Source organism: Pantoea sp. JZ29 (assembly GCF_035190385.1).
In the GTDB taxonomy this organism is placed as follows: Bacteria; Pseudomonadota; Gammaproteobacteria; order Enterobacterales; family Enterobacteriaceae; genus Pantoea; species Pantoea stewartii.
The window spans coordinates 1,825,216-1,843,304 of the sequence record NZ_CP045241.1 but is presented as its reverse complement, the minus strand read 5'-3'; the positions used below and the strand labels follow the sequence as shown (position 1 = coordinate 1,843,304).

The following is an 18,089-nucleotide window of genomic DNA, read 5'->3' as shown; positions in this document are numbered from 1 at the left end:
GTTAATGGCAAAAGCGGCGGTAAAGTATGGAAGCAAGGTCACATTTAACACGGTTGCACAAAGTTGCAACATGAGTGATAGTGCAGCCCTTGCTCTGGTAAAAAACGTTTTAAGGAACAGAAATCATGGGAACAACGACCATGGGGGTGAAGCTGGATGAAGCCACCCGCAGTCGCATTAAACTGGCGGCACAGAAAATGGATCGCACGCCGCACTGGCTGATTAAACAAGCGATCTTTAACTATCTCGTGCAGTTAGAAGCCGGTGAAACAGTGGAAGAGATTCCCCTGCAGCTCAACGAATCGGCTTCTGATGAGGTCGCTGCGGACGAGATGGTTCAGCCGTTCCTTGACTTCGCAGAGCACATCCTGCCGCAGTCGGTAGCCCGTTCGGCCGTGACGGCCGCCTGGCGTAGACCGGAAACCGATGCCGTTCCCATGTTGCTGGAGCAAGCCCGCCTTCCCGCTCCGCTGGCTGAAAAAACCCGGCAGCTCGCCTTTACCCTGGCAGAGAAGCTCAGGCACCAAAAAGGGGCAACCGGACGCGCCGGTATGGTGCAAAGTCTGCTTCAGGAGTTTTCATTATCTTCACAGGAAGGCGTGGCGCTGATGTGCCTGGCGGAAGCGTTGCTGCGTATTCCGGATAAACCGACGCGCGATGCGCTTATCCGTGACAAGATCAGTAACGGCAACTGGCAGTCGCATCTGGGCCGCAGTCCGTCCATGTTTGTTAACGCCGCCACCTGGGGCCTGTTATTTACCGGCCGCCTGGTCTCAACGCATAACGAAGCGAATCTGTCGCGCTCGCTCAACCGGATCATTGGCAAGAGTGGTGAACCGCTGATCCGTAAAGGCGTGGATATGGCGATGCGCCTGATGGGTGAACAGTTCGTGACAGGTGAAACCATCGCCGAAGCACTGGCTAACGCCCGTAAGCTTGAAGAGAAAGGTTTCCGTTACTCTTACGATATGCTGGGCGAAGCCGCCCTGACCGCCAGCGATGCGAAAGCCTATCTGGTTTCGTATCAGCAGGCGATTCATGCGATTGGCAAAGCCTCCAATGGCCGCGGCATTTATGAAGGCCCGGGCATTTCAATTAAGCTCTCTGCCCTGCACCCGCGCTACAGCCGTGCCCAGTACGACCGGGTGATGGATGAGCTGTATCCGCTGCTTAAGTCGCTGACGCTACTGGCCCGCTCTTACGACATCGGCATTAATATTGATGCAGAAGAAGCCGACCGCCTGGAACTCTCTCTTGATATGCTCGAAAGGCTGTGTTTTGAGCCTGAACTGGAGGGCTGGAACGGTATCGGCTTTGTCATTCAGGCCTATATGAAGCGCTGTCCGTTTGTTATTGATGAGCTGATCGACCTGGCGCAACGTAGCCGCCGCCGTTTGATGATTCGTCTGGTGAAAGGCGCTTACTGGGACAGCGAAATTAAACGCGCCCAGATGGAAGGCCTGGAAGGCTATCCGGTGTACACGCGCAAAGTGTATACCGACATTTCGTACCTGGCCTGCGCGCGCAAGCTGCTGGCGGTGCCGAACCTGATCTATCCGCAGTTTGCCACCCACAATGCGCACACCCTGGCCGCCATTTATCAGCTGGCAGGCAATAACTACTATCCGGGTCAGTACGAGTTCCAGTGCCTGCACGGCATGGGTGAACCGCTGTATGAACAGGTGGTCGGCAAGGTCACAGACGGTAAACTTAATCGTCCCTGCCGTATTTATGCCCCGGTCGGTACGCATGAAACGCTGCTCGCCTATCTGGTGCGACGCTTACTGGAGAACGGCGCGAATACCTCCTTCGTTAACCGCATCGCCGATACGTCCCTGCCCATCGACGAACTGGTCGCCGATCCGGTTGCCGAAGTGGAAAAACTGGGTCTCAGCGAAGGAACACTGGGCCTGCCGCACCCGAAAATTCCGTTACCACGTGACCTGTATGGTGAGGACCGCGTGAACTCCGCCGGTCTTGATATGGCGAATGAACATCGTCTTGCGTCACTGTCCAGCGCGCTGCTGAGCGGTGCTACCGAAACGTATGTGGCGCAACCGCTTATCGACGGCCCTTTGACGGGAGGGGAAAGCGAGCCAGTGCTCAATCCGGCCGTCCCTGCGGATGTGGTGGGCACCGTGCGCCAGGCATCCGAACAGGAGGTTTCCCTGGCCATTGAGGCCGCCGTTAATGCCGGCCCTATCTGGTTTGCCACGCCGCCGCAGGAGCGTGCCGCCATTCTGGAGCGCGCCGCACAGCTGATGGAAAGCCAGCTACAGCAACTGCTGGGTCTTCTGGTGCGTGAAGCCGGAAAAACCTATAACAACGCCATTGCCGAGGTGCGTGAAGCGGTCGATTTCCTTTATTACTATGCCGGCATTGTGCGCCATGATTTCGATAACGAAACCCACCGCCCGCTTGGCCCGGTAGTCTGCATCAGCCCGTGGAACTTCCCGCTGGCCATTTTTACCGGCCAAATCGCCGCGGCTCTGGCGGCAGGTAACAGCGTGCTGGCGAAACCCGCCGAGCAAACGCCGTTAATTGCCGCACAGGCCGTCAATATTTTACTGAGCGCTGGCGTGCCCGCCGGTGTACTGCAACTGCTGCCGGGTCAGGGCGAAACCGTGGGGGCACAGCTCACCGGCGACGAACGGGTGCGCGGCGTCATGTTTACCGGCTCTACCGCCGTTGCCACGCTGCTGCAACGCAATCTGGCGGGCAGACTCGATCCGCAGGGCCGTCCGACACCGCTGATTGCGGAAACGGGCGGAATGAATGCCATGATTGTGGACTCCTCCGCGCTGACCGAACAGGTGGTTGTCGACATCGTGGCATCGGCCTTTGACAGCGCGGGACAACGCTGCTCCGCCCTGCGTCTGCTCTGCGTGCAGGAAGACGTCGCAGACCACACGTTAAAAATGCTGCGTGGCGCGATGGCGGAATGCCGCATGGGCAACCCGGAACGCCTGTCCACCGACATCGGTCCGGTGATTGATCAGGAAGCCAAAGCCAACATCGAACGCCATATTCAGGCCATGCGTAATAAAGGCTTTAAGGTCTACCAGACGGCACAGGATAACCCACATGACAGCAAAGAATGGGCCACAGGCACCTTTGTGAAACCAACGCTGATTGAGCTGGATAAGGTCAGCGATCTGACCCAGGAAGTGTTTGGTCCTGTCCTGCACGTGGTGCGTTTTACCCGCAGCAACCTGCCGCAGATCGTTGAGCAGATTAACGCCACAGGCTATGGCCTGACCCTGGGTGTTCATACGCGCATCGACGAAACCATCACGCAGGTCACCGCCAGTGCCAAAGTGGGTAACCTGTATGTTAACCGCAACATGGTCGGCGCGGTCGTCGGTGTGCAACCCTTTGGGGGCGAAGGCCTCTCAGGTACCGGTCCAAAAGCGGGCGGCCCACTGTATCTTTATCGTCTGCTGGCTAACCGCCCGGATGAGGCGCTGAGCACCACCCTCGCCCGTCAGGATGCGGAACGTCCCGCAGACAACAGTCAGCGTCAACGCATGTTAGCGCCGCATCAGGCACTGACCGACTGGGCAAAAGATAAGCCACAGCTGTCTGCGCTGTGTCAGCATTATGAACAGCTGGCGCAGGCCGGTACGGTTCGTCTGCTGCCGGGCCCAACAGGAGAGCGCAACACCTTCCTGTTACTCCCGCGCGAACAGGTGCTCTGTCTGGCAGATAACAACGACGATGCGCTGATTCAGCTGGCTGCGGTAACCAGCGTCGGCAGTCAGGCCCTGTGGCCGGATGATGACCTGCATCGTACGCTGCTTAATACCTTACCGGCAGCAGTGAAGAGCCGTATTACCCTGGCGAAGGATCCGCTGACCGCGCAGTTTGATGCCGTGATTTATCATGGTGATGCCGACCAGCTCCGCAGCCTGTGCGAGCAGATTGCGGCGCGTGAAGGTGCGATTGTCTCGGTACAGGGATTTGCCCGCGGTGAAACCAACCTGTTACTGGAACGCCTGCTGATTGAACGCTCTTTGAGCGTCAACACCGCCGCCGCGGGCGGTAACGCCAGCCTGATGACGATCGGTTAACTGTCGGCGCGTTTCATTCTGGTTGTGATCAAGGTTCATGCCTGGCATGAACCTTTTTTTATGACGGATGAAAAACCCGCGGCCGTTGAGCGCCTCAGCAGTGGAGAAGTGCGAAGGGATTCGCGCTACCAGGTGGTCTCTGCGCGCACATCCCCCTCATACGCAATCCGGACGCGCCGCAGAGACAGGTGGCTGACATGCGTACAACGGTCAGGCTGCCGGAATGGAAGGCCGTTTCATCAGGTGTGGCAAGCGAAACAGCGCGCGTCCCGGTCCCCGATTCAGCAATGACCAGACCGCCATGGAGCACAAGGCGCAGATCGTAACCATCACCGGAGGATAGAGACAGGCCCAAAGCCATGAAAAGCCTGTCAGCTCAAAAAGCTGGTGACGTTGCGCATATAAAATCGCCGTCATCCCGAAATATTCAATGAAAATACGGTGAATAACGTAAAGGGGTAAGGTATGGCGGCCTGTCCAGTTCAGCCAGGCCATACAGCCCAGCTGGCTTAACCATCGGCAGGCGGCCACGCTGGCCAGGATGGCAATCAGACAGAGAAAAAGACGGCTGTTCAAATCAAGCAGGCCCTGTAGTACAGCCAGCAGTCCCAGTAACAGCCACGGCAACCTGTTCTCCCGTCGCCCTTCGCTCAGTCGTAGCATGGGTGCCCACCAAAATGCGCCCAATACAAAAAAGATAAAATACTGCGCCAGACTTTGCGGTCCCCAGAACGGAATACTCTTTTCGACCGCCAGATAGTTCAGCACAGCGGCTACGATAAGCAGCGGGATTTTGTAATGTTGAAACCATTTGGCGCACAGGAAATAGAGTGCCAGACCATATAAATACCAGGCGGTACTCATGGCGAGAAAGGTCAGTCTGAGAAATTCTGAAAACGAACCGGCATAGGCCGCATTAAGATTTTGCGAAATACGCTGTCCGGTAATTTCCGTCGCGATGCCGGAAATGGATCCCCACTGAATAACGCCCCATAACAGATAAAGGTAAAACAGATTCATAATGCGGCTGGTGGCGACAGACTGCCAGGGCCGGTGAAGAATGGCATGACTGGCCAGCAGACCCGATACAAAGAAAAAGGCGGGCATGCGCAGCGGCGACAGTAGCAGGTTAAACCGGACCCACAGTTCAGCCGGGAGCAGGCCCGCGGTCAGATGTGTTACCGTATCATCAAAGCCGGGTAATACCGTGTGATACAGAATAACCAGCAGGATACACAGGCCTTTGAGTGTATTAATCCAGGCAATTTCTTCTTTTTCTTTGCTCATCATCGGCACATTTCCGCTGCGGTGAAACGGCAATTCACATCGCCTTCTCTTGTGCGAAAAGTATTCCGTATGTTCTTTCTGCTGAATGTAGCGAAAGTCTTAAATACCCGCGTTGCGGTGCGTTTCGAACCGTACTTTACACTTAAAGGGATTTATTGACACTGCGCCCGGCAAGCGCGTTTTCCTTTCCTGTCTGGTTATCCTTATGACATAAACCGAGGCCCTGCTCTGCTTTCAACAGGCGTACCTTTGGGACTGACGTAGGCGCTTTTATCCCGTTTTCCCGATAAAAAATGGCTTCACAGTCAGGCGTGCGCTGACCTGGCTCCGGGCTCGCGGGCATGACGGGCAACGGAGAAGTGATCTGGCGGATGAAAAAAGGGGCCAGCACGCTGGCCCGGATCTTCAGGATAAGGTTTGCGTTTCAGGCTGACGCTGACTGACCAGGCATGGATGGAGAAACAACATACGTCCTGGCCCGCGATTAAGTAACGACCAGACCAGCAGCGACAGCAGTGTGCATACCGCCACACCGGTCACCGGCATCAGCAGCGCCCAGGCCCAGCTAAAGCCGGCATTGCCGAACCAGCCGAAATGCAGGGCCAGTGTGATAGCGCTCAGTCCGAGCAGTTCGATAAAAATGCGGTGTAACACATAGATTTGTAATGTATTTCGACCGATAGCGTTCAGCCAGGTCATTCTGAAATGCGCATTGAGAAAACGACACAGCACGATGCCAAACACGATCGTCAGCAGGCTGTAAAACGGGTTTTTATAGATGCCACCTGCATGATGGGCGATGCCGACAAGTGCAATCGCGCCAAGCCACAGCCAGTGACGTCCCTTAAGGGCGCTCAGTTCAATTAGCCTCGCGCTGAAAAATACGCCCAGCAGGAAATACAGATAGTTCTGCGCCACGCTGGCCGGGCCCCATCCGGGGATCAGGTTAAACTGCGCAGCGTAGTTCGCCGCTATCGCCGCCGCCAGCAGAACCCTTTTCTGTTGATGGAAAAGCTTCGTCACCAGGAAAAACCCTGCCAGCGCGTACAGGTACCACAGGCTGGTCATCGACAGCATCAGCAGCTTGATAAACTCAAGAGGCGAATCCGCATAGGCGGCATTTTTGCTACTGGACAGCCGTTCGCCTAAATGGGTGGAAATGTAGTGGATACTCAGCCACTGAATCACGCCCCACAGCAGGTAGAGGTAAACAATATTGCTGAATTTTTTCGTAAACACTTCCTGCCAGCTTTTCTTCACGACCGCGTTAGCGGCCAGCAACCCAGACACAAAGAAGAAAGCGGGCATACGCAACGGCGAGAGCCAGGTATTAAACGCCACCCATCCTTGTGCCGGTAGCAGACCCGCGGTCAGATGATGAAGCGAGGGTGCGAACGTGGTGATGATGGCGTGATGCAGTACGACAAGTAAAATGCACCCTCCTTTGAGGGTATTGATCCAGAGGATTTCCTTCCTGGGGTGAGTCATTATAACGTCCCGACAGCGCGATGAATTTGTGAAGAATTATTAATATTTTCACTGTCACCTCAATCGGGGAGGTCTTAAAATTTACACTCTGTTACGTCATTGAAATATCATTCAGTATAACCGAAGCGATAACAACAGGTTAAGGAAAGACCAGCCGTAAATTTTCAGAAGAAACTGAGCGCGCAGGCAGGAAAAAAATAAATAAAACGCCGCCCGTCTCGGGCGGCATTTTGGGGATTATTGATTAAGAAATTTATCCAGAAACTGTCGGGTACGTGCCTGCTGAGGAGCGCTGAACAACGCTTTGGCCGGGCCCTGTTCTACCACGCGGCCCTGATCCATGAAAATCGCCCGGTCAGCGACATCACGGGCAAAGCTCATCTCATGGGTCACAATCACCATCGTGCGCTTTTCCTGCGCCAGCGCCCGGATCGTATTCAACACTTCGCCCACCAGCTCGGGATCCAGCGCCGAGGTCGGTTCATCAAACAAAATGACTTCAGGCCGCATGGCAAGCGCGCGGGCAATGGCAACACGTTGTTGCTGTCCGCCGGAAAGACGACGTGGATAGCTGTCTTCTTTACCCTGCAATCCCACTTTTTCAAGCAGGCCACGCGCCCGCGCAACCGCGTCCGCTTTGGTTTCGCCTTTGACGATGACCGGCCCCTCAATAATGTTTTCCAGCACCGAGCGATGCGGAAACAAATTGAAGTTCTGAAACACAAACCCCACCTGCTGACGGAGTTGGCGCACCTGTTCTTTCTGCTTATTGATCCCCAGACTGGCGTCAATCGTAATATCACCGACTTTGATGCGCCCGGCCTCAGGCACTTCAAGCAGGTTGATGCTGCGCAACAGCGTCGTTTTACCGGATCCGCTCGGGCCGATAATCGCCACAATTTCACCCGGCGCAACATCCAGATCGATGCCGTGCAGTACCGTTTGGCCGTTAAACTGTTTCACCAGTTGGCGTACTTCAATGGCACTCATTTCGCCTCCTGATCCTGACGGTTAACGTGTGCTTCGAGCCGGTTCTGTAAGGCAGACAGCACGGTAGCCATGATCCAGTAGATAACCGAGGCCGCCAGATACATCGTAAATACCTCCAGCGTACGTGAGGTAATCAACTGGGCCTGACGAAATAACTCCGGTACCTGAATGGTCGCCGCCAGTGAGGTATCTTTGACCAGGCTGATGAAGCTGTTACCCAATGGCGGTAAAGCGGTACGGGCAGCCTGAGGCAAAATAACCCTGCGCAGCGTTTGCCACGGCGTCATGCCAATGCTGGCCGCCGCTTCCCACTGGCCGCGCTCAATCGCCGCAATGGCACCACGAAGCGATTCCGATGCATAGGCTGCTGTATTCAGCGACAGGCCAATCATCGCGGAAGGAATTGGATCCAGCTCAATGCCAAACTGGGGCAGACCGTAGTAGATCATAAACAACTGAGCGATAAGCGGCGTGCCACGAAAAATCGACACGTAGATACGTGCCAGCCAGCTGATGGGCCAAAAGCGCGACAAGCGCATCAGCGCCAGCACAAAGCCCAGTATCAGCCCAAAAAACATCCCGCCAATACTGAGCTGAAGCGTAAACAGCGCGCCTTTAAGAAGGAATGGTGCTGAATCCAGCACCAGTTGTAAACTTTCCTGCATTATTGCGTAACGTCCGCGCCAAACCATTTCTCAGACAGCTTTTTGAGCGTGCCGTCTTTCTGCATCTCTGCAATCGCCTGGTTAATGGCTTTCAGTAAATCTTCGTTACCTTTACGCAGTGCAACGCCCGCTTCAAGACGCGAGAACGCAGGGCCAGCGACGGCCATCGTGTCACCGGTTTTCTTCACCAGATCCAGTGCCGCCAGACGGTCCACCAGAATCGCATCAACGCGACCTGAACGCAGATCCTGGTATTTGGTAGGATCGTCATCATAGGTACGAACATCGACACCTTTCACGTTTGCACGTAACCACTGCTCGTAGTTGGTGCCCAGACCGACGCCCACTTTTTTACCTGCCAGATCTTCGGGGCGGGTGATGCTGCCGGCATTTTTCTTCAGCGTCAGCGCCTGCACGCCCGAAATGGTGTACGGCGTGGAGAAGTCATATTTCTTTTTACGCTCATCGGAAATGGTGACCTGATTAATCACCACATCGATACGTTTGGAATCCAGCGCGGCCAGCATGCCATCCCATTTTGTCGGTTTCAGCACGGCTTTCACACCCATGTGTTTCGCCAGGTCCTGGGCGAACTCCACCTCAAATCCGGTCAGCTTGCCTTTTTCATCCTGGAAACTGAAAGGCGGATAGGTGCCTTCCAGGCCCACACGCAGTTCGCCTTTACTTTTCACTTGCTGCAGCAAATCTTCTGCGGCAAAGGTTTTAACACTAACGCCAGCAACCAGCGCAACCGCCATCATTCCCGTCACCAACTGGCGACGAATCTGTGAGAAAGCCATGTGTACCCCATTTATTATTCGTGAGTGTGCTGTTGAGCGGCTAAACCCCGTTTGCCGCTCTGTCATTATGGGCGTTATTTACCTGAGACAGCAAAATAACGGCCGGATTATAAACCTTTTTTTCGCGACGTCTCAGACCGAAGGGTGATAAGCAAATAACGCGGGCGCACCGCCGGTATGCACAAACAGGAGCGGTCCTTCGCGGCGGAAACGATTCTGACTGATCCCGTCAATTAACCCCGCCATCGCTTTGCCAGTATAAACCGGGTCGAGCAGCAGGCCTTCCAGCCGGGCCAGCAGCTTGATCGCCTCTATGCCCTCTTCATTTGGCTCGCCATAGCGTGGCCCAAAGTAGTCATCCCACAGCGTCACCGGGGCCTTTGCCTCTACCGACAACTGCGATGCCAGCGCCTGACGAATAGCATCCACTTTCGGCAGCTGTTCATCACGCTGACGCGATACGGTCACGCCCACCAGCTCGGTTTGCGGCATGAGGTGTTCCAGCCCAATGGCCAGCCCCGCATGCGTTCCGGCACTGCCAGACGCGACGACTACCGCAGCAAAGTCCACCACGCCTTCACTTTGATGCACGATCTCCTGGGCGCACTCTACGTAACCCAGCGCGCCTAGCGCGTTTGATCCACCAACAGGCAGGGTATAGGGTCGAAAACCCTGCGCCTCAAGGCGTTCCGCCTGTTCCGCCAGTTGTGCGGCAGGATCGGTCAGTGCCTCAACCATCACCACGTCAACGTCCATCAGTTCCAGCAGCAGCCGGTTACCGTTAGTGAGGTAATTCTCGCTCTGGGTCGCGATGGGGTTTTCGAGTAATGCCACGCATTTCAGCCCAAGTTTGGCGGCGACCGCAGCGGTCTGACGCACGTGGTTGGACTGGATCGCACCGGCGGTGAGCAGCACATCGGCCCCCTCACGCAGCGCATCGGCCGCCAGGAACTCCAGCTTGCGCAGTTTGTTGCCGCCCAGCGCCAGCGGCGTTACATCGTCGCGTTTGATAAAAATGTCACGACCTAAGAAGTCCGACAGACGGGGCAAAAATTCCAGAGGCGTGGGCGCACCCAGAAGTTCAATACGGGGAAACTGATGAATAAGATGTAAAGACAATGCGGCCTCCAGTCAGGCACAGAGCAGTTATCATTACAGTGTTACAGAAGATGAAGAAAGGATCATCCTGAATTGAGGTCAGGAACGTGGAAGACGGGAATGCACAACATCCCCACGTTTCTTCCGATGGTGAGAAGAAACGTGGGGCGGGAAATCGACTGACCGTGCATCCTGTGCCCGGCATTTTTCCCTTAACGTTGCTGCCAGCCTAAGAACTGGTCGTATTTGCGCAGCGCAATTCGATAATTATTGTTGCCTGCATCGGGTAAATCTTCTTCCAGGCATTGATGCCAGCTATTGCCTTTCAGTTTTTCTGCCGGAAAATTTCGCGCCTTCAGCATATCGTCAAGCCGACGTAACCGAACCACATACTCACGAATCGTGCTTGGGCTCATTTCCGTCTGCTCGAACAGATATTGTTTAAACGCCATAATGTCAAAATAGTTAGGATGTGTATTACAAAAAATATCGCTGCAAAAACGACAAAGTGCCGTTAATTCTGGCTGCAGTTTTAGCCAGAGTGGCTCATCAATCATTTGGTCCATCCGTGCGATGGCCTCTTTATTGATGATCTGGCCACGAAAAACCAGCGCCATTCGGTCTAGTACTTTGCCACAGTGTGAACAATTGGTTTGGCTGTGTTTATAGTCTTTAAGATAGCGACTTAAAGGTCTGGCTTTGGTTTTGGCTCCCACTGTTGAGTCCCCGATTTCTTATATTTATAGATCTCCAGGAACTGAGCCTTCTAGCGCGCTCCCGTAAGTCGGGCACGCAAGCGTTTAATCGCCTGACTGTGCAGTTGGCTGACCCGGGATTCCCCGACATCAAGTACCGCGCCAATCTCTTTAAGATTCAGTTCTTCCTGGTAGTACAGTGTCAGCACCATTTTCTCGCGCTCAGGCAACGCCTCGATCGCTTCTATGACGCGTTCACGCAGACTCCCTTCCATTAACTGATGAAGTGGATTGGCCTCTTCGTGCCCTTCCGTCACCAGCTCCGCACTGTCACCGTGTTCTTCCCGATACTCGTCGTATGAAAAGAGCTGACTGTTGTTGGTATCCAACAGAATCTGCCGGTACTCTTCTATCGAAACATTCAACTGTTGCGCGACTTCCAGCTCGGAAGCGGCCCGACCCAGCATCTGCTCAACCTGATGCATGGCTCCGGCTACCTCACGTGCATTACGTCTGACGCTGCGTGGCGCCCAGTCCCGGCTGCGAAGCTCATCAAGCATTGCGCCACGAATGCGCTGGACTGCATACGTGGTAAAGGCGGTACCCTGAAGCGCGTCGTAGCGCTCCACCGCATTCAACAGACCAATGCCCCCGGCTTGCAGCAGATCGTCAAGTTCCACACTGGCAGGCAGGCGAACCTGCAAGCGCAGTGCTTCATGACGCACCAGTGGGACGTAGCGCTGCCAGAGCGAATGTTTGTCCATCACGCCTTCGGCGGTATAGAGATCGTTCACGTTGACTACCCTGCGTTAATGAAGTTATCGGCATGATTATGCAATTCTGTAGGACTTTCGATTGGCAGAATAGGCGGGATAAACCGAGGTTATTTCAAATTTGTGATGTTTCAGAGCGGAAGATTCCGCTCTGTCTCAACAGGCTAACCTAATGACAGTAAACGTTGACGAGTGGCGGAGGGCACGCGGTCCCATAAAGCACAAATCTGCCCTTCCATTTCCTGATAAAAAGGGCTAATGCTTTCGCGGGTTTTTTCATCCCCATTAAAACGGACTTTGCCGGAATCACCATCAATACTAATCATTCGGTTAACAAAAAGTCGCTGTAAATCGCTGCGCAGGAACAATCCGTTATCCACACTGTTATCCGCCAGAAAACCTTCATCATTCTCTCGCGTATCAATATGGCAGGCTTCCACCCATGGCCACTGATGCTGATCGATCAGGCTGGTGCCGGTAATGACACAGGCACCATAACGGGCTTTCACGGCGGCCATAAATTCGGCCTGGCTGGCTCGCTGCAGCACTTTAGCCTTTACCCGCCGCCCGACTTCAGTACCAGGCATCACTGCGGCGGGTGTTTTATGTCCGGGTGTACTCAGTACCACAATAAACTGGATACGCTGTGATTGCGGAAAGCACGGGTTGGAGTGCATGTTAAACAACTGCCACCAGGCATCGTCGCCGTCTTCTCGCATCAGCACCAGTTTGTATCCCCGGCTGTTAATCAGGTTCTGCGCCTGTGCTGAATGGGGATCGATCATGGCATATACGTAGCTTTGGCCAATCACTTTCCACAAATTCTCCGCTTTGTCCTGCTCTCCCCGGCGGAAATAGTAAAAAGGAGCCTGCTGCTTCAGGTAATACTCAAAACGGCGCAGGTAATTTTTACGTTCATTGTCGTTCGCAATAAATAACAGGTCTTCCAGCGGACTGTTGCTCTCTTCCTGTGCGAAGACAGCACGAATCTTTAGCGTCCGAAAGCTGGTCGAAGGACTCAGCAGCGCTCGCGCTGTTAATTCTTTCTCATCAGGGTATTGCTGTGCATAGCGCCGGGCGATCTCCTCGAAGGAAAGCCGTTCACCCGGTAGCAGGTCATAGTTGAAGCGCATAACCACCCCAGAACACGCGAAGTTGTAGCCAAATTAAACTTATCCTGAAGAGTGTTATCGGCACCATCTGTATGAACTGTAACGTTTATCCAACTTTTATCGCGCCGAAAACTCTAATCCACAATCACTTCCTTCTGGTTGACGCGATTTGCATTACTGCGCGATAAAATGTGCCCGCTTCGCTTATGCTGATTTATTTCATTAGCCGCTATGGATGCGGGGACGGACTTATCCTTGACTTTACCCGCTTTTTTGTCGGTTATTCGTGCCATTACTTTTACTCGAACACTCGTATTCTTTCACCATCACGCTGCACGCGCAGACGAGTTATGAAGGAAGCGAATGATGAAAGGCATAGTACTGGCAGGCGGAACCGGTTCCCGACTGCATCCGGTGACCTGTGGCGTCTCTGAGCAACTGCTGCCGGTCTATGACAAGCCCATGCTCTCTCTTCCCCTTTCACTCTTGATGCACTTGCATCCATTCGTCTCGCGCCCGGACATTGCTGATTTTGAATATACCTGTCCTCACTATGACAATCCTAAGGATGAAGCCTGCCTGATGTGGAATGCCCCTGATGTTGCGATTCAATGGTCTGTCGAACAGCCGATATTATCGGTGAAAAATCAACAAGGACTCTCATTGCAGGAGTTGGTGTAATGCGCGTTTTACTTACAGGTGCTTATGGTCAGTTGGGGCGCTGTTTACTGGATCGTTTTCCCGCCGACTGGATTACGCTGGCGTGTGGTTCGGCGGAACTGGATATTACCGATCGCGTTGCCGTTGTGCGCGTGGTTAAAAAATTTAAGCCCGATGTCATTATGAATGCAGCGGCTTATACCGCCGTTGATAAAGCAGAAACCGACCGGACACGTGCCTTAAAGATCAATGCGATTGGCCCTGAAAATCTGGCTCAGGCCGCCAAAATGATCGGGGCGCGTTTCATTCATATTTCCACAGATTATGTTTTCGACGGGGTGAAAAGAACGCCCTATACCGAACAGGATCCGCCCTGCCCGATTAATTTTTACGGCCTGAGTAAGTGGGAAGGTGAAAAGCGCGTCTTTGAGGTCCTGCCCGAGGCGATCGTGATCCGTACTTCATGGATGTTCAGCGAATACGGTAATAACTTCGTCAGTACCATGCTTCGTCTGGCGCAGACACGTTCCGAGTTACATGTGGTGAACGATCAGTATGGTTGTCCGACCTACGCGGGTGATTTAGCCCAGGCCATGATCACGCTCGCCGACATGCCCGAAAAGCATGGTCTTTACCATTATTGTGGCGACGTTGCCGTCAGCTGGTGCGAATTCGCTCAGACAATCTTTGTCGCGGCGCAACAGGACGTGGTCGTGCATGGCATTATCAGCTCGCACTATCCGTCTGCGGCGATTCGGCCGGCGCGCAGTGTGATGAACAGCGACGCTCTCAGCACCATCGGCATCCCCCCCTCAGACTGGCAGGATAAACTTCGCCTCTGTCTGAATCACCTGGCGACCCCCTTTCCCTACGCGAATACTTTATAAGGAGATAATGTAATGAAAGTAGCAACGATTGGTAACTGTCAGCTCGAAGTCGTTGGTCAGTTATTAAGTAATTATTCTGAGCTTCATCGTGGCGCAATAACACACGTTGTTAATACACCTCTGTATAAACTTGATGCTCAGCGAGACATTATCAATCTGATGCACGAACTTGAAAGCTGCGATCATATTTATATGCAGTATCATTCTGAACGCTGGGGTTTGCTGTCAACCGCGAAACTGACCGAGTATTTCGATATCCGCATATTACCCACAATGGAATCAAGCGTATCAGCACCGCAGCTAGGGTATTATTCTGCTGCCGTGCCCGATTTAATGGTGTATGTTGATTACCGTTTTTTGCATCTCTATTTGACCGCACATGCCTGTGCGGATGCCGTTGCTGCGTACCACAATGTCAGTTACGACGAGGCCAGGCAGCATAACATGATCATGGACGACGCTAATCGCTACCAGCGGTTGTTCAAAGAAGGTAAGGTGGCGTTTGATTATTCAGACTTTTATCGGGACGCCCTGTTAAAAGATAAACATTGCTACAGCACGGTAAGCCACCCCAATAACAAACATTTAAGCATTTTCTTTAGTGCAATCTTTTTTGATTTATTTAAAGAGAATAAGAACTTCGATCTTGGCGGCAACGATTTGCTTAAAAACTATATTGCTCCAGAGGTAGGCAGTGGCGAACAGCATTATTTCATGATGCGCGAAACAGGGCTTTCTCTGGCCTGTAAAATTAACTATCACTTCTTTTCTTCACAACCGCGTGAACAACTCTCAGAAGCCTTACTGCGTTCCACTTATTATCGTAGCCTGAAATCCGACTATCAAAACCTCTGAGCCTTTGCTGTAAGCCTGAAGATGCATCTTATCGATCAGGCTTGTCAGCACACAAAACAGTACCATTCAGTCACGGCGGCAATGCAATCAATACTGCGATGTTGCTTTACTGTATTAATACAGCGTTATATCGCTTTGTGGCGTCTGCCTGTCTCTGCCATTCCGGTCATTATGACTCTGCATAAAACATTCACGTTGCCGCCAGAAAGAAGCGCGGTTCCTGACGAGCCTGCCTGTCCCCGTTTGCGTTAAATACACACTAAAAAGGGCTTTATTTACGGCATCAGTTCGGCCTGCCGGGATTACAATCTGCTATAAAAGCGCGCCTGGCACCCCATCCATACCAGGAAAAAACTTTGCCAGCTAAACAATGTGTTAGCTGCACCACCTCAGGCAAATCATAATGAGCAGTAATAAAAAAGCACTTATGCTGGATGCCGGTTTTGCTGCCATGCCTCTTTTGATGGCACTTAAGCATTCCGGTTATGAAACAGCTGTATGCAGCGGCAAACCGCAGGATCCGGGTCATCAACTCGCGACCCACTCTTTTTGCCTGAATTATGCCAACGTACAGGACGTACTGACCCTGGCGAAATCACTCAATATTACTTCACTTCTGCCTGGTGTTACTGATGTGTCTTACCTTACGGGTGCCAGTGTCGCTGAAGCAATGGGCTTACGCGGTTTTGATCGCCCTGATGTAGCAGAAATTATTTTTAAAAAAGACGTTTTCCGCCAGTGGGCACAGAATAAGGGTTATCCAGTCCCTGTGGCCGTGAGCTGTCCTGAAGAGGCGGCGCAACTTCCGTTACCGTTGATGATAAAACCTGTCGATTCCTACAGCGGATTAGGGATTTCACTGGTGACTGAGCGCGAACACATCTCCGCCGCCTGGCGAGACGCCTGTGCGGCATCATCCTGTGGCCAGGCACTTATAGAGCGCTGGATAGCTGGCGATTTACACAGCCACTCCGCTTTTATCGTGAATGGAAAAGTGGCGGTCGAATATTTTGTCGATGAATTTTGTACTGTTTACCCCTGGCAGGTAAACAGTAGTAGCCTCAGCCTCAATCTTCCTGCGTCGATAAAAGACCAGGTCAGCGACTGTATACAGGCACTCGTTGATGAGCTCGGGCTTTGTGATGGTTTACTGCACACTCAGTTTATCTCGGATGGTAAAAGCTTTTCTCTGATAGAAATGACACGCCGATGCCCGGGTGACCTGTATAATCAACTCATTGAATATTCTACAGACACGCCTTATTCACTCTGGTTCACCCATGCCTTTACCGGCACACCTTTTACGCCAGCCAATCGGCGTCCCGAACATGTCAGATTAATCGCTCGCCATACTGTGTCTGTTGATCAGGAACAAACCTTTACCTCCGTCAGCTTCGCAGCATTACCGGCCAATATCCTTTCTTTTCTGCCACTTAAGAAAACAGGCGAGAGAATCCAGCGCGCGCCTCACGATCGCGCCGCGCTTATTTTTGCTGAATTCCACCAACGTGATGAACTGGCCCGCTTCACACCACAGTTAAAAAATTTTTTTACGCTTGGTAAGTACTAGGAAACCGATATGAAAAAACGACTACAACTTGGTTTTATTGGCGGTGGCGCGAATTCGGCTATTGGTCTTACCCATAAAATTGCCTCACAGCTCGACGGGGATTTTACGCTTGTGGCGGGCTGTTTTAGCCGCAATCCTGAGCAGAATCGTCACACGGGTGAGAGCTGGAATATTCATCCTGAACGTATTTACGAGAGTATTCAGGCGTTTATTTTGCAGGAGCGCCATCATCTTGATGCAGTTGCGGTGTTAACACCCACCCCTGACCATCATGAAATTATCACCGCCTGTTTCGAAAACGGTCTGGCTGTAATTTGCGAAAAGGCGATGGTTGAAAGCCATCAAAGCGCTTTGCACATCATGAACAGCGAGCACCAACATCAGGCAAAATTGTTTGTCACTTACAATTACAGTGGCTATCCCATGGTGCGCGAACTGCAAAAGCGCGTACAGCGCGGCGATTTCGGGGCCATTCAGCAGGTCATGGTTGAAATGCCTCAGGAAGGTTTTGCACGCCATAATCAGCATGGCGATGTGCCAAAACCGCAGAGATGGCGGCAGCAGGATGCCGTCATTCCAACCGTTTCGCTCGATCTTGGCGTTCATGTTCACCAGCTTATTGAATTTATCACCGGGGATCACGCCGTCGATATTTATGCGATCAATGATACGTACGCCAAAATTCCCGGCGTTATCGACACCGTACATATCTTATCGCGTTATCAAAGCGGTATGACGTGTAATTACTGGTATGGCAAAGCCGCTCTGGGATACCGAAATGGCCTGCGGATTCGCGTCATGGGAAGTCAGGGCAGCGCAGAATGGCTCCAGATGGATCCTGAATTCCTGTATGTCAGCGGTTTGCAAGGCAGTCGTTCTGTTATTGATCGCACAGCCAATGACAACATTGTTGCTGCTGATGCACGTTACTGCCGTTTTAAAGCGGGTCACCCTGCTGGCTTTATTGAAGCATTTGCCAATTATTATGCTGACATTGCCTCTGCATTGAGAGGGGAACCTAACGATTACGTGATGGGTTCAGACGTTGCGGCTCGCGGGCTTCACTTTCTTGAAAGTGCCGCGAAAAGTGCAACAAGTCAGCAAAAATGTACCCTTTAAACAATAAAAAGATAAAATAT

Annotated in this window: 15 protein-coding genes and 1 pseudogene; 7 read left to right on the top strand and 9 right to left on the bottom strand. The window is 52.8% G+C overall.

Annotated features, from left to right (window positions below):
• Nucleotides 1-125 precede the first annotated feature (125 nt).
• Nucleotides 126-4,070: a trifunctional transcriptional regulator/proline dehydrogenase/L-glutamate gamma-semialdehyde dehydrogenase gene (gene putA / locus GC090_RS08595; RefSeq protein ID WP_324021376.1), complete on the top strand. Its 3,945-nt coding sequence runs from the start codon at nucleotides 126-128 to the stop codon at nucleotides 4,068-4,070.
• Nucleotides 4,071-4,280: 210 nt separating this feature from the next.
• Here the strand turns inward: putA and GC090_RS08590 are convergent, their stop codons facing one another.
• The 9 genes from GC090_RS08590 to GC090_RS08550 form a co-directional block, all read right to left on the bottom strand.
• Nucleotides 4,281-5,360, bottom strand: a complete 1,080-nt coding sequence (locus GC090_RS08590) for an acyltransferase family protein (protein WP_164482088.1) — start codon at nucleotides 5,358-5,360, stop codon at nucleotides 4,281-4,283.
• Between the two features lie 402 nt (nucleotides 5,361-5,762).
• Nucleotides 5,763-6,845, bottom strand: coding sequence for an acyltransferase family protein (locus GC090_RS08585; RefSeq protein ID WP_164482089.1), 1,083 nt, complete (start codon nucleotides 6,843-6,845; stop codon nucleotides 5,763-5,765).
• A gap of 237 nt (nucleotides 6,846-7,082) precedes the next feature.
• Nucleotides 7,083-7,835 carry an L-cystine ABC transporter ATP-binding protein TcyN gene (tcyN, locus tag GC090_RS08580; RefSeq protein WP_006118892.1) on the bottom strand — a complete coding sequence of 251 codons (753 nt, stop codon included), beginning with the start codon at nucleotides 7,833-7,835 and terminating at the stop codon, nucleotides 7,083-7,085.
• Nucleotides 7,832-8,500, bottom strand: a complete 669-nt coding sequence (gene tcyL / locus GC090_RS08575) for a cystine ABC transporter permease (RefSeq protein ID WP_033742036.1) — start codon at nucleotides 8,498-8,500, stop codon at nucleotides 7,832-7,834. Before tcyL ends, tcyN begins: the two co-directional genes overlap by 4 nt.
• On the bottom strand, nucleotides 8,500-9,300 hold the full coding sequence (tcyJ, locus tag GC090_RS08570; protein ID WP_033742037.1) for a cystine ABC transporter substrate-binding protein: 801 nt from the start codon (nucleotides 9,298-9,300) through the stop codon (nucleotides 8,500-8,502). Before tcyJ ends, tcyL begins: the two co-directional genes overlap by 1 nt.
• Nucleotides 9,301-9,432: 132 nt before the next feature.
• Nucleotides 9,433-10,419, bottom strand: coding sequence for a D-cysteine desulfhydrase (locus tag GC090_RS08565; RefSeq protein WP_324021374.1), 987 nt, complete (start codon nucleotides 10,417-10,419; stop codon nucleotides 9,433-9,435).
• 191 nt (nucleotides 10,420-10,610) lie between these two features.
• Complete coding sequence (gene fliZ, locus GC090_RS08560) at nucleotides 10,611-11,114, bottom strand: flagella biosynthesis regulatory protein FliZ (protein WP_039342604.1); 504 nt, start codon at nucleotides 11,112-11,114, stop codon at nucleotides 10,611-10,613.
• 50 nt (nucleotides 11,115-11,164) lie between these two features.
• Nucleotides 11,165-11,887, bottom strand: a complete 723-nt coding sequence (locus GC090_RS08555) for an RNA polymerase sigma factor FliA (protein WP_133745289.1) — start codon at nucleotides 11,885-11,887, stop codon at nucleotides 11,165-11,167.
• Between the two features lie 143 nt (nucleotides 11,888-12,030).
• A complete protein-coding gene (locus GC090_RS08550; protein WP_324021372.1) occupies nucleotides 12,031-12,999 on the bottom strand; it encodes an HNH endonuclease signature motif containing protein in 969 nt (322 codons plus the stop codon).
• Between the two features lie 342 nt (nucleotides 13,000-13,341).
• Here GC090_RS08550 and GC090_RS08545 point away from each other — a divergent pair.
• The 6 genes and pseudogenes from GC090_RS08545 to GC090_RS08520 all read left to right on the top strand — a co-directional run.
• A pseudogene (locus tag GC090_RS08545) lies at nucleotides 13,342-13,470 on the top strand (sugar phosphate nucleotidyltransferase); the annotation flags it as partial.
• Nucleotides 13,468-13,659, top strand: coding sequence for a dTDP-4-dehydrorhamnose 3,5-epimerase family protein (locus GC090_RS08540; RefSeq protein ID WP_226374530.1), 192 nt, complete (start codon nucleotides 13,468-13,470; stop codon nucleotides 13,657-13,659). The pseudogene GC090_RS08545 and the gene GC090_RS08540, both read left to right, overlap by 3 nt.
• Complete coding sequence (rfbD, locus tag GC090_RS08535) at nucleotides 13,659-14,525, top strand: dTDP-4-dehydrorhamnose reductase (RefSeq protein ID WP_054633615.1); 867 nt, start codon at nucleotides 13,659-13,661, stop codon at nucleotides 14,523-14,525. Before GC090_RS08540 ends, rfbD begins: the two co-directional genes overlap by 1 nt.
• 12 nt (nucleotides 14,526-14,537) lie before the next feature.
• A complete protein-coding gene (locus tag GC090_RS08530; RefSeq protein WP_324021370.1) occupies nucleotides 14,538-15,380 on the top strand; it encodes a WcbI family polysaccharide biosynthesis putative acetyltransferase in 843 nt (280 codons plus the stop codon).
• 427 nt (nucleotides 15,381-15,807) lie between these two features.
• Entirely contained in the window at nucleotides 15,808-16,950 is a 1,143-nt protein-coding gene (locus GC090_RS08525; protein WP_324021369.1) for an ATP-grasp domain-containing protein, read from the top strand.
• 9 nt (nucleotides 16,951-16,959) lie between these two features.
• Nucleotides 16,960-18,069 (top strand): Gfo/Idh/MocA family protein, encoded by a 1,110-nt coding sequence (locus tag GC090_RS08520; protein ID WP_033742051.1) that lies wholly within the window; start codon nucleotides 16,960-16,962, stop codon nucleotides 18,067-18,069.
• Nucleotides 18,070-18,089: the final 20 nt, after the last annotated feature.

Excerpts from the sequence above, each read along its gene's own strand:
- putA (WP_324021376.1), top strand. The coding sequence starts at position 126 with ATGGGAACAACGACCATGGGGGTGAAGCTGGATGAAGCCACCCGCAGT.
- GC090_RS08590 (WP_164482088.1), bottom strand. The coding sequence starts at position 5,360 with ATGATGAGCAAAGAAAAAGAAGAAATTGCCTGGATTAATACACTCAAA.
- GC090_RS08585 (WP_164482089.1), bottom strand. The coding sequence starts at position 6,845 with ATGACTCACCCCAGGAAGGAAATCCTCTGGATCAATACCCTCAAAGGA.
- tcyN (WP_006118892.1), bottom strand. The coding sequence starts at position 7,835 with ATGAGTGCCATTGAAGTACGCCAACTGGTGAAACAGTTTAACGGCCAA.
- tcyL (WP_033742036.1), bottom strand. The coding sequence starts at position 8,500 with ATGCAGGAAAGTTTACAACTGGTGCTGGATTCAGCACCATTCCTTCTT.
- tcyJ (WP_033742037.1), bottom strand. The coding sequence starts at position 9,300 with ATGGCTTTCTCACAGATTCGTCGCCAGTTGGTGACGGGAATGATGGCG.
- GC090_RS08550 (WP_324021372.1), bottom strand. The coding sequence starts at position 12,999 with ATGCGCTTCAACTATGACCTGCTACCGGGTGAACGGCTTTCCTTCGAG.
- GC090_RS08540 (WP_226374530.1), top strand. The coding sequence starts at position 13,468 with ATGCACTTGCATCCATTCGTCTCGCGCCCGGACATTGCTGATTTTGAA.
- rfbD (WP_054633615.1), top strand. The coding sequence starts at position 13,659 with ATGCGCGTTTTACTTACAGGTGCTTATGGTCAGTTGGGGCGCTGTTTA.
- GC090_RS08530 (WP_324021370.1), top strand. The coding sequence starts at position 14,538 with ATGAAAGTAGCAACGATTGGTAACTGTCAGCTCGAAGTCGTTGGTCAG.
- GC090_RS08525 (WP_324021369.1), top strand. The coding sequence starts at position 15,808 with ATGCTGGATGCCGGTTTTGCTGCCATGCCTCTTTTGATGGCACTTAAG.
- GC090_RS08520 (WP_033742051.1), top strand. The coding sequence starts at position 16,960 with ATGAAAAAACGACTACAACTTGGTTTTATTGGCGGTGGCGCGAATTCG.